Below are 12,361 nucleotides of genomic sequence, written 5' to 3' on the forward strand. Positions count from 1 at the left end.
AACGGTAGGCAATGGAATGTTTTATTTATTAGGTCGCATTAGCTTTTTTCCCCCTTTGTTAGAATTAATATTTTGAATCAAATCTGGATACCAGCCACTTTTTGATATATCCCCCAAACCAGCAATTGATTTTCCGATGCACTCGGCTACCTCATGCAATAATTGATTGAAATCATTGTAGTCAAAATAAATGGCTAATCCTCCATCATACACGTAAGAAATATCTTCATTACTAAGAGGACAACAGATAACTCGATGAATTTCACAACGGCCACATCATCGGCTTTTGAAATGCAAATTGCTATAAAGACAATCAAAAAACAAAATGGATCCGGACAATATAATCCCGAATCCACTTTGTAATTAGCCAACTAAACCAAATTAGGAAATTTTATTAATCTAAAACCTATTCAATCTAACTCAAGTATGCCTTGATTTCTTTCTGAGCTTATTCCTTGAAGCTTCATTATCAAATAATAAGACTGCTGACTAATAATTAATAAACTATTAGATTTCCTTTAGGCCATTTGCCCTCCCAACCGCAAGGAAAATTGCCTTTTTCATATACCTCAAGCAAATCCCTAAAAAAGGTTTTACGATAGTACTTTGAGTATGCATCTTCTAAAATTACATGCAAAATATCCCATTTAACTGAATGACAGAATCCCTCGTCTAAACCAAAACTCTCCTTCGTTTTTTCAATATACGGGTAAACTTCCAGTTCCATGAAACATTTAGCTAAGTCAACCAAATTATTCCACTGCATATATTGAGTTTGGTATTTATTATGCAAGAAAACCGTTAACTCCCCTCTTGCATCTAGAGATGTATTTTCCCAATTAATATGAGAGCAATTTTTCATTGCCAATTCCCAAGAATCAACAAATTTAATGGTTGAGCCCTCTTCAGTCAAGAAAGAATGACCGCAGTTCTCAAACCAGCGGATCTCTTTTATTCTATTCAATAAGTTTTCGTTAAGCTTCACCTAATCACCTCTTACTTTGATTTACTCTACCAGGTATTCTAGGCACTTCCTGACCACCAAGTAAACCATATTTTATTCTTTGCTTTGAGGCCGCACGTGCCAAAACCATTGCCTCGTCTTTTGATTTTCCTGCCGCCTTCAGAGAGGTCACCAGTGCTTTTGAATACTGTAAATTTGTTGGAGTTTTACCAAAGTTGGATCCACCTCGTCTGTACTGGTTCCAGAACGACTCCATATTCTCATGAGCGTTATAATGAGGCGAGTCTATCTCTTTAAAAGCATTCCCTTTTAATTTTGAGGAAACACCTTTCTTAGTTGGAATCACTTTCTTATATGCGGCATCTTGATTTAGATGGTGAGCCTGACCTGGGATATTTTTATTTTTACTTAGCGCACCGTATTCATCTACAACATTTTTAGTTGACTTCCGACTAGCAAAAGTAGGTCCCGACTTGCTCGAAGACAATCTGACCAGGCTACGGCATTCGTTGCTTTGACCGTCTTCGTTACCTTTATCGCGACTTGGGCTACTTTTATGATTTTACTAGCTGGCAACAAGCTAACGCCTGCCAATATTTTCTGGCCAAGAGACGCTTTCGGGTTAGCCAACGTCATAATATCATCTAGAACGGCAAACTTCGCCACTTTGAAAGTAACTTTCGCTGCCTTTTTGAGCCACTTAGGCATATGCCCCGTCGGATCGTCGTACATCATCAGCTCGTTGTTTACGTATAGTTTGAATTGCCCGTAGCCTCGGAGTATTCAATCCTTTTCAATGCTACCTTGTCACTACCAGTACAACGGTAACCGTTAACGTTGCACTGATACTGACTAAAAAAGAAACCTTGAATGGCATAAAACCAACCAATGTAAATACCAATAAAACTTCTTACCGCTATCAGTGGTTAACCGACCTTGTAATTCAATCTAAAACCCGCCACAGCAACAATTTCGGCGGCTTTTTCTAGAAATTCCATACAGTTTTGAGGGATATCATATTTAAAATAAATTTTAATTTCAATGTTTCTTCCCTCAGCATGTTCATATACAGAATATATCTCCCCACTCTCTAAAAACTCCAAATATGCATTTATTTTTTCTTGTATCAAAAATAAGTGCTCTTCTTCATTAGCCCACTCTAAGCTATCAAATATTGCCAGAGTAACAAATCCTGTAATATTATCTACACCTATTGCGTCAAGTTCATTAGTTTTTTGTAATGCCATTTAGCACCCCAAATCTATTGTTTACGTCGAATTTCAATTTTAGTAGGTGGGATTTTTGTACCACCCTTATATGGCGCTTTTCCTTTACCTACAACCGTAGCCCCTGATTGTTCTAATTCAGGAAATGCTTTCTTTTGATTTTTGGTTAATGGTGCAGAAGGTGAAGCCTTACATTCGACACATTCTAACTTTCCTGTTTTATTATTCTTACCAATGATATCGATCCTCGTTCTTGTTCCACTTTGCGTTTTAAGAGTTATTTGTTGTCTAACTTCGCGCTATGTGAGTATTGCATATTGCTTAGTTCCTGTCTTTCGTATGCTTCACCATCATCTTTATTCTTTTTTAATTGAAAACTACCCTTGCCCTTATTTGAACTTGTTACACTCGATTGTTTCTTAGTGGACACCCGACTAGCCATAGTAGGTCCCGATTTGCTCGAAGACAATCTGACCAGGCTAACATTTTTACTGACGGCATTCGTTGCTTTGACCGTCTTCGTTACCTTTATCGCGACTTGGGCTACTTTTATGATTTTACCTACTGGCAACAAGCTAACGCCTGCCAATATTTTCTGGCCAAGGGTAGCTTTCGGGTTAGCCAACGTCATTATGTCATCTAGAACGGCAAACTTCGCCACTTTGAAAGTAACTTTCGCTGCCTTTTTGAGCCACTTAGGCATGTGCCCCGTCGGATCGTCGTACATCATCGGCTCGTTGTTCACATAGGTGTACAAGTTCAAGCTGAGCGGATCTTTCGGATCGCCACGGTAAGTGTCCTCGCTGATAAAGCGAGCGATGTCAGCGTCATAGTAACGAGCATTCAAGTAGTACAAGCCCGTTTCGTTATCGTACTGATAACCTGCATAACGAATAGGACTATCAATCTTGCCTGTACCCGTCGTCAATTGGCCTGATGCATTATAGAACTTCGTCGCCGTGTCAATCGGGTTGCCGAATGCATCATAATCATAAGTCGTCCGGAGTTGTCCACTCGAATCGCGCAAGCTAATAACGTCGCCGTGACCGTTATACGCATAGTGGCTTCATCCAGAATCATTTATTTTTTTAATACCTAGTGTTTAAAACTAATTAATATTTCTTTAAAATTCCGTTCATCACCTGAACCATAAAACACTCTCAGTTCTGTTCCCGGTAACCATTAAAATTTTAAAAATACAATCCCTAAATGTTAATGCAATCATTTTTCCACCTTTTTTTGGATGATGATATTAACGTACTGGAACACACCAACAAGAATTGATTTAAGCACGAGATTTTGTTACATTTTCTTCGTTTCTCTGTTATAGTTACCATCGGCTTCTTAGTAACCGTCCTGTCATCAAACAATTGCAATTCAGACTGAGAGGAACAGCTTTCTTAGAAACAGCATTTATTTAACAATACTCGTAGAATTCCTTGTACTATAAGCTATTTTTTTTGCCGCAGTTACGTCAACGCTAGTGGTCTTAATTAATAATTTACCCACTTGCAATCAACTAGTGGATACAATTTCCTTTTGCCCTCATGATGTCTTCGAACTGCTCAACGTCCAAATATTATCTAGTGTAAGGTACTCGCTACAACTGTACCATTCGGTCCGCCCCCAAACTATACCTTGATTAGAACACAAATGACCCAAAAGAGGGTCACTTTTTCAAGTGTCCTTCTTTTGGGTCACAGTTCATGCTCCCCGCACAGTACTGCTTCGAAGAATATATTGATTATTAAGTTGATTAATAAACCAACAATGTTCCCTTAGGCCATTTTCCTTCCCATCCACAGGGAAAACTACCTGCTTCGTAAATGGAAAGTAAATCAAGAAAAAATTTTTTCTTGTAAAAGCGGGAATAGGTATCTTCCATAATTGCATTTGCAATATCCCATTTGACATTATCAATAAATCCCTTATCTAAATTAAACCTTTCTTTTGGTTCTTGAAGATGTGGCTCAACATGAATTTCAATGAATGGTCTAATTTCTTTCATCAGATCATTCCAACAGTCAAACTGTTTATAGGCTTTTTCCTGTAAATAATCCGTCAACTCATTCCTGGCCTCTAAGCTTGTATTCTCCCAAATCAATAAGTTATATTTTTTTTTCGCTTCCACCCAAGATCCAACATATTTTACAGGCAGATTAATCTGTATGTCTAAAGGCTTTCCGCAATTAACAAACCAAGGTATCTTTTCAATTCTTTCTAAAGTAGGCTTATTTATTTTCATTTAATCATTCCTTCGATCGTTTTACTTGATTAACTTTTCCAGGTACCCTCGGAACTTTTGCTCCACCTAATAGTCCGTACTGGATTCTCTGCTTACTCGCAGCTCTAGCCAATTGCATAGCTTCATCTTTAGTTTTACCTGCCGCTTTCAGAGAAGTTACCAGAGCTTTAGAATACTGTAGGTTAGTTGGGAAGTCATTAAATTTATCTCCGCCTTTTCTGTACTGGTTCCAGAACGACTCCATATTCTCATGAGCGTTATAATGAGGCGAGTCTATCTCTTTAAAAGCATTCCCTTTTAATTTTGAGGAAACACCTTTCTTAGTTGGAATCACTTTCTTATATGCGGCATCTTGATTTAGATGGTGAGCCTGACCTGGGATATTTTTATTTTTACTTAGCGTACCGTATTCATCTACGACATTTTTAGTTGACTTCCGACTAGCAAAAGTAGGTCCCGACTTGCTCGAAGTCAATCTGACCAGGCTAACATTTTTGCTAACGGCATTCGTTGCTTTGACCGTCTTCGTTACCTTTATCGCGACTTGGGCTACTTTTATGATTTTACCTGCTGGCAACAAACTAACGCCTGCCATTATTTTTTGGCCAAGGGTAGCTTTCGGATTAGCCAACGTCATAATATCATCTAGAACGGCAAATTTTGCCACTTTGAAAGTAACTTTAGCTGCCTTTTTGAGCCACTTAGGCATATGCCCCGTCGGATCGTCGTACATCATCGGCTCGTTGTTCACGTATGTGTACAAGTTCAAGCTGAGCGGATCTTTCGGATCGCCACGGTAAGTGTCCTCGCTGATAAAGCGAGCGATGTCAGCGTCATAGTAACGGGCATTCAAGTAGTACAAGCCCGTTTCGTTGTCATACTGATAGCCTGCATAACGAATAGGGCTGTCAATCTTGCCTGTACCCGTCGTCAATTGGCCTGATGCATTATAGAACTTCGTCGCCGTGTCAATCGGGTTGCCGAAAGCATCATAATCATAAGTCGTACGGAGTTGTCCACTGGAATCGCGCAAGCTAATGACGTCGCCGTGACCGTTATACGCATAGTATACTTGATCGGCTCCGTTCTTGCGAGTAACCAATTGTTTGCCGTAAATATTTTGCGCTTTGGCCTCGGAGCGCTCGTTCAGCTCCAGAACGACCTTATCTCCTTCGTAGAGATAACGGGTTGTGCCGCTGCTCGTCGTCTTCTCTACGCGGTAGCCATCGCCGTTGTACTTGTATTTAACGGTTTCTTTACCTAAAGACGTGACAAGCTGATTCCAATCGTTAAAAACAAAGCTGGATGTACCCGCAACAATTTCATCGATTCGCTCATTCGGATTCTCTTGTCCAGGGATAAAGATGCCAAACGTTGGATCTTGGGGATTAGCCGGATCAACTAACGTCAGAGATTCCGTTGACTTCTTCACCATATTGCCATTGCTGTCATGGCTATAACGGACAATGTCCACCTTGCCTGAGTCGTGAGCCATGTTCGTGCTCGTCAGAAGGTTCTGTTCATCATACTTATAGGTAGTTACAGAGCGTACGCTACCACGGACTACGGTTTCGGTCTTCCGATTGCCGGATTCATCAAACGTATAATCCGTCGTTTGTCCGTTCGGCTCTTGCACTTTGCTTAAGCGATTCAACGGATCGTAGCTGAATTGCGTGACGCCTTTCAGAGCGCCATGCAGCGTTTCGGTTTTGCTCGTCTGATTTTTTGCTTCGTCATACGTATAATCGAAGCTGTCCTGGATGATGCCGCCCTTCAAGTTCACCAGCTTTTTGAGCAAGTTGTTCTTGAAGTAGGTATACTGTGTCGTCAACCCTCCCGGGCTGGTCAGTTGGCTGCGGCTTCCGTTTTTGAGATACGTATATTGTACAACGCTCGATCCGTTCGAGAGTACATTCACCAGACGTCCGACACGGTCAAATTGCCGTTCCGTTACATTTCCTTTGACGTCGGTTGTCGTCTCGGCCATATGTCCCGCAGTGAGTCCCGTCACATTGTCATACGTATAGACCGAAGTACCAAGGCCCAATACAAATTTACTTGTAACCCGACCTTGCTCGTCATAGGTACAGGAGGTGCGTCCAGAGACGTCCACCATCGACAGCTCGTTGCCGTTGCCGTCATATGTGTACGTAATCGCATTTTCTTTGGCAGGTTTCTGCTCGCTCGGTCTCAAAATCTTCTCCGACAGGAGCAAGCCGCGATAATCATGTTCGTAATGCGTCGTATTTCCACTACGATCCTTCTTCGTCTTCATAAGACCATTAGGACCATAGGTGTATCTCTCCAACTTGTCCTCGGTGTAGACAAGGACACCTTTGTCATCCTGCTTCACACCGCCCGGATCAATGCGGCGAGACATCTTGTTTCGGACATTGTACTCAAACGTAGATACATTGCCGAGACCATCCGTCTGCGTGATCATATTGCCGGCCAGGTCATACGTGTACACAGTCGTTTCGCCAAGGGAGTTGGTCACCTGGGTAAGTCGATCGAATGCATCATATTCGTATTCCGTTCGATTGCCTTTGCCGTCAATTTTGGCGATCAAGAGCCCCGCATCGTTAAACTCTTCTTGATCCGTTGATCCTTCTTCATCGATTGTAGCAATTTTACGATGATTGCGATCATACTCAAATTGGATCTCCTGATCCAAGGCATCCATCGACAAGACTTGCAAGCTGTCTGCATTGTAGCCTAATTTCTCAATTACATGACCATAAGCATCTCGTTTCTGGTACAAACGATTGATTGCGTCATAATCGAAATAAGTGCTGTTCCCGAGCCAATCCGTTTCCTGAATTTTATTATCATTTTTGTCATAGGCGTAACGGGTCGTCTTCTTCAAAGAGGATACTGTGAAGCTAACAGTGAGAAGTCGCTCGAGCTCGTCATACGTATTCTCGGTAAGCTTCCCGTTGGCATCCTTCTCAAAACGTTTGTTACCGGCCACGTCATAGGCGGTGCTTGTTGTAATTGAAACGCCCGTCGTGCTGGACTTTGTCGTACGAGTCAATTCGCGCCCTTCTTGGTCGTAAGTATACAGATCAATGCGTCCTGCATTGTCCGACTTTTTGACCAGATTTTCCATGACATCATACTGATGATCGACTTTCCATTCGCCAACCGTGCTATCGGACGGATAGATAATCTGACGAACTTTATCAAAAGCATTGTACGTATACCGCTCAACGTTGCCATTGCCATCCGTCTTGGAGGACACACGGCCTGCTTTGTCGTACGTATGGGACTCTATTAACTGTTCCAGATCGTCGACCGCTTTACGAACCGTCTTGGATGTAGCGCGACCTCCGTCATCGTAATAAGTCGAATGGATAATACCGTCAACATCCGACTCACGAATCAGCCGGCCCATTCCGTCATACTCATATTTAGTTGTGTATTTATTGTTGTTTAACTGCCCGACTGGATCCAGTATCCAGCTTTTTTTGTCCAGGCCATTGTATTTGTAAAGAGTTCCGTAGCCATTGCGGATTTTCTCATCTGGCGAAGTACCAACACCAGCAGCGTATCCGTCTGCTTTCAGTTCCTTTATGACTTGACCGTTCAAGTCATAAAGGAATGCTTTAACGACGCGCGTCACGGATTCGGTGATAATCGCGCCGCCGCGTTTCAATGCCTTCTCCGGGAAAATCTCGATTTGAAGCTTAACGCGATCGGCATGATCGTATACAAACTCGGTTCTCGCCATCTCTGAGATGTTCCGATTGGCCACCACATTATTCGGCAAAACCTTTGTGATCATTCGACCGCCCCGGTCGTAGTCGAACAGTTGCGCATATCCCGCCGGATCAACTTCCTTAACCAAAAAGCCCCGTTCGTTATACGTGTTAGTCGAGATACCGCCTCGCTCATCGGTAGCCGATACGACATCCCCCTCCCAATTGTACTGCTTGGAGGTAGTAATCATAATCGGCTGGCCCGTCTCGTCGATGCCTTGTTCGGTCGTCTTCGTTTGACGATTCATCCGATCGTACTGATACTGCGTTAGTCGGCCGTCAGCGGTCACCTCTTCAATGAGGTTTCCGTTCAGATCATAGTCGTAGACAGTTACCAGCTTGATTTTGCGCATGTCTGTAGGCGAGTAGCCTTGCAAATCAGACGCTTGAACGCTAACGGATTGTTTTAACACTTTGCCGCTTGGATTGTTGAAGTATTCCGTCAAATCGGCACTTTTGTCTGAAGTGTAAATACTTTCCGAAGCTTTAAAGCCGTCCTTATTGTACGTGGTCACTTTCTTAAGACCACTGCTGTCGGTTTCCAAAACCAGCTTGCCGTTGCCGTCATATCCATATTTCTTCTTAGCTAGCCGATCATCCGCCGGAATCTTGTACTGGCTGACCTGATCTTTGCCGATACGCTCCTCGATAAGGCGTCCAGCCAAATCGTAGGATTTGCCTGTATACATATATTTTCCGGCTTCGACAGCCTGCCATTTGCCCGTTTCACGGCCCAATCCGTCATATTGGTGATAAGTGATGAAGCCCATAGGGTCCGTCACCGATTCGATTTGACCATCCGGATAATATTCCGTAGTCGTAATCCCGCCGTCCGGCTCTACTTTCTCTATTTCCCGGTCGTCATAATCCGAAGTCGTCGTCGTGACCGCTTTGTCCTTTTCGTTCAAAAATTCCGTAAGCACTTCGACCCGCTTGCCATTGACCGCATTTGGATAGCTGTGCGTTTTCAGAGTAACGGAAACCCCGTCTTTGTTCGCACTAAATGATTCGCTTAACACGCGCTTCAGACCATCATACGTATAGCTGTAAACCGCGCCGCTTGGCATCGTTTTAGTTAGAACATTACCGCTGCTGTCGTAAGTATACGTAGTCGTATAGCCTTCTGCGTCGGTTTCGGTCTTCACTTTGCCATCCGGCTCATATGTGAAACGCATACCGCTTTGACCATCTCGGTAAACATTCGATGGCGTGGCGTCGTTTAATCCATCGCTTTCACTGGTATAAAGAACTGGAGAAATTTCCTGCACCTTACGGCCATCGCCGTCGTACACATAACGCGTCGTATCCTCTAGCGCACCAGTCGTGCGGATCAGACGGCCGTTAATATCGTAATCATGGTCGGTTCGATGTCCCTGCGGGGAAATGGTGGTCACATTCCAGCCTAGCAGGTTATTGGTTTTGACTGTTTTGTTGCCTTCGGCATCTGTGATAGACGACTGATACCCGTTTTTGTCGTACGTATATGTGACTGCATTTCCTTCCGGGTTAATCTCGGACTTAAGCAGCCCCTTTACTTTGTATCCGAGTGCAGCAAGCTCGCCCGATCCATAGTAGAGATATTGCGTGATGGCAAAATCGCCCGGTGAAGCAGCTTTCTCGCTATCCAGCGCCTGCATTTTTCTTATAAGTTTATTGTCGCTGCTGTCATAAACGTACATCGTCAAATCGCCGGATTCGTCTTTCTCCGAAACGAGGTTGTTTTTCTCGTTGTAGGTATACTCCGATTTGGAGCCGTCCGGGTTCTCAATAACTGTAATATTTCCTCGCTCATCGCGGGTATAGGTCCACTTGTTTCCAAACCGGTCAGTAACCGTACTCTCTTGACCGAACTGGTTGAAGCCGGACTCATTTAATTGATAGGTAACGGTTGTGATTCCACCTTCAGGGTCCTTCGATTTCGTAACGTAGAAGGCGTTATCGAACCATTTCTCCGTTACATTGCCCTCCGTATCCGTAATCGTCGTTTTGGAAGGCTCGTAGACATAGTTGTAAATATTTCCAAATGCGTTCACATAACGGATAACCTTTTTATTCGGGTCATAAGCGATGGATTCCAATTGCTCCTGCTTGCTGTTGCTTATCTTGACTAGCAAGCTGTTCAGATCATATTGATAAGAGCCAATGACATGACCGGAGGGGTCAATAACTTTGGACAGTTGGTGCAACGAATTGTATTCATATCGGACGATCCGATTCATCGGGTCAGTAATAGATACGATTCGATCATTCGCATTGTAGGCAATCGTTGTGGCCCGACCGACCGCATCGGTTACTTTGCGGACACGCCCTAAGCCGTCAACATCGATCGTAATTTTATTGCCGTCCTCATCCGCCATCCAAGAAATCCAATTGTTTTTGTTGAAGCCATACGTGTACTGATCTTTGGTCGTCAGGATGTAAGTTCCATCCGCTTGTTTAACAAGCGTGCTGTACGAGTCGTTTGCCTCAAAAGTGCCGTCACCGTTCTTTTGAAACATTTGAGCGCCGCCGTTTGGCAGCTTGACGACTAGGACAGAGCCGTTATCTGTGATGCTGCCCTCAAAGCCAAATGTCCAGCCGGAACCGAAGCGTCCGCCAGCCTGCTCCTTGGAGTTATACGTCCGGCTAAAGTTAACCTCAAAACCAGCAAATTTGTAGCTCAAATCCACAAACGTTTTGGAGTAGTTGCCCGTTGAAGGGCTGACTCCTTCTTCGCCATAATGAATCATTTCCTGCAGTTGCGGACTGATGACTGCCGCCATCGTCTTGTAGCTGCCAGCCTCTATGCTTGGAACAATTGTTCGTTCCGTAAGGACCGGCGTTTCTTTCGGCTGCTCGTATTCTTTCACCAACGCTCGGCTGGCGTCGACAGCTCCGAAGGCTACCTTTCCTTGCAACGTTTCTGTCATCACACCGCTTGCTTTCAAACGGGCGACAAGTTCATCTATGCCTAAATCCGGGAAAGAGGATTGAATGAGTGCCGCAACTCCCGTTACATAAGCCGCTGCTGCGGAGGTACCGGATTTTGCTTTGTATTTATTCCCTGGCATTGTACTGAGGATGGCTTCGCCAGGCGCAGCAAGTCCCGTCGTAAGACCATAATTGGAACCTCGCAGCAAGGATCCTTCTTGGTTTAGCGCCGTAACGGCCACATTGTTGCTCAATGCAAAGGCTGCCGGATAGATCGGAGCTTCCGCTAGATCCTCACCGTTATTGCCTGCACTTGTGACAAACAACATTCCGCTTGCGCGCATGGCCTCTTCTAGCGCGGGATTATAATCCTTGCTTCCAAGGCTCATATTAATGATTTTCACGCCGAGCGCAGAAGCGTATTCAATAGCTTCAATAATGCTGGACGTATAGCCGTCGCCGTTTTGTACCACTTTCAGCGGCAAAAGCTTTGCTTTAGGCGCAATACCGCTGTTTTCTTTGGCTTGCGTCTGCGCAGCGATGATCCCCGCTACATGAGTGCCGTGCTGATCCGATTTCGGATCGTCGTATACTGTTGCATCGTGATTGGCAAAATCCCATCCGTTAATGTCATCGATATAGCCGTTGCCGTCATCGTCGATTCCATTTCCCGGTATTTCATTGGAGTTGACAAAGATACTGGGTTGAAGAGCCGGATGAACGATATCGATTCCGGTATCGATCACCCCGATGACAACGCCTTCTCCCTTGGTTGTCTGCCACTCTTGCATAAGCGATGCCTTCGCAAAAGCATCGGAACCGGTTGGACCGGATGGAGAATGATTTCCTTGATTTGTCCCTTTTACTTCCACTACCGCCAATGGCTGAAGCGTAAAGTCGGGCTGAACAAAGTCTACAGCGGGGTCCTGCTTTAAAGCAGTCATCGCTTTCTTTTGTTCTTTCTTGGAAGCGGCCGCGACTATCGCGACATTAGACCGGTTCAAGTCTCTAAAAGATTGCAGCTTATTCAGCTCAAGTTCGCTTTTGACTCGCGATATCGAATGCTCAAGCGCTTCGATGTTCTTGTTTTTGTATTTGACCAGGAAAGCCACTTGCTCTTCCGGTTGCGGGCCGGCTTGCAAGCCGGCCGCATAACTGGTGCCAAAGTCATAGAATAAGCTGGAGAAGGCTAAAGCCAACAACAGCATATAGCTGATAACACGATTTAAACGGTTCATAGGAACCTCCCGCTCGATTA

Annotated in this window: 7 protein-coding genes; all 7 read right to left on the reverse strand. The window is 44.2% G+C overall.

What is annotated here, in order from left to right; translation table 11 throughout:
• Positions 1-21 precede the first annotated feature (21 nt).
• The 7 genes from ACFQZE_RS10215 to ACFQZE_RS10250 all read right to left on the reverse strand — a co-directional run bounded on the left by ACFQZE_RS10215 (position 22) and on the right by ACFQZE_RS10250 (position 12,341).
• Positions 22-213 carry a hypothetical protein gene (locus ACFQZE_RS10215; RefSeq protein ID WP_379356409.1) on the reverse strand — a complete coding sequence of 64 codons (192 nt, stop codon included), beginning with the start codon at positions 211-213 and terminating at the stop codon, positions 22-24.
• Between the two features lie 283 nt (positions 214-496).
• A complete protein-coding gene (locus tag ACFQZE_RS10220; RefSeq protein ID WP_379356411.1) occupies positions 497-985 on the reverse strand; it encodes a hypothetical protein in 489 nt (162 codons plus the stop codon).
• Positions 986-989: 4 nt separating this feature from the next.
• Positions 990-1,451, reverse strand: coding sequence for a type IV secretion protein Rhs (locus ACFQZE_RS10225; protein ID WP_379356413.1), 462 nt, complete (start codon positions 1,449-1,451; stop codon positions 990-992).
• Between the two features lie 439 nt (positions 1,452-1,890).
• On the reverse strand, positions 1,891-2,211 hold the full coding sequence (locus ACFQZE_RS10230; protein ID WP_379356415.1) for a DUF6572 domain-containing protein: 321 nt from the start codon (positions 2,209-2,211) through the stop codon (positions 1,891-1,893).
• 256 nt (positions 2,212-2,467) lie between these two features.
• Complete coding sequence (locus ACFQZE_RS10235; protein ID WP_446786230.1) at positions 2,468-3,217, reverse strand: RHS repeat-associated core domain-containing protein; 750 nt, start codon at positions 3,215-3,217, stop codon at positions 2,468-2,470.
• A gap of 729 nt (positions 3,218-3,946) precedes the next feature.
• Positions 3,947-4,435 carry a hypothetical protein gene (locus ACFQZE_RS10245; protein WP_379356417.1) on the reverse strand — a complete coding sequence of 163 codons (489 nt, stop codon included), beginning with the start codon at positions 4,433-4,435 and terminating at the stop codon, positions 3,947-3,949.
• Between the two features lie 4 nt (positions 4,436-4,439).
• The gene (locus ACFQZE_RS10250) at positions 4,440-12,341 is read right to left on the reverse strand and encodes a S8 family serine peptidase (RefSeq protein WP_379356419.1); all 7,902 of its coding nucleotides are present in this window, start codon (positions 12,339-12,341) and stop codon (positions 4,440-4,442) included.
• Positions 12,342-12,361 lie beyond the last annotated feature (20 nt).

It is taken from the genome of Paenibacillus sp. GCM10027627 (genome assembly GCF_042675505.1).
Classification (GTDB): domain Bacteria; phylum Bacillota; class Bacilli; order Paenibacillales; family Paenibacillaceae; genus Pristimantibacillus.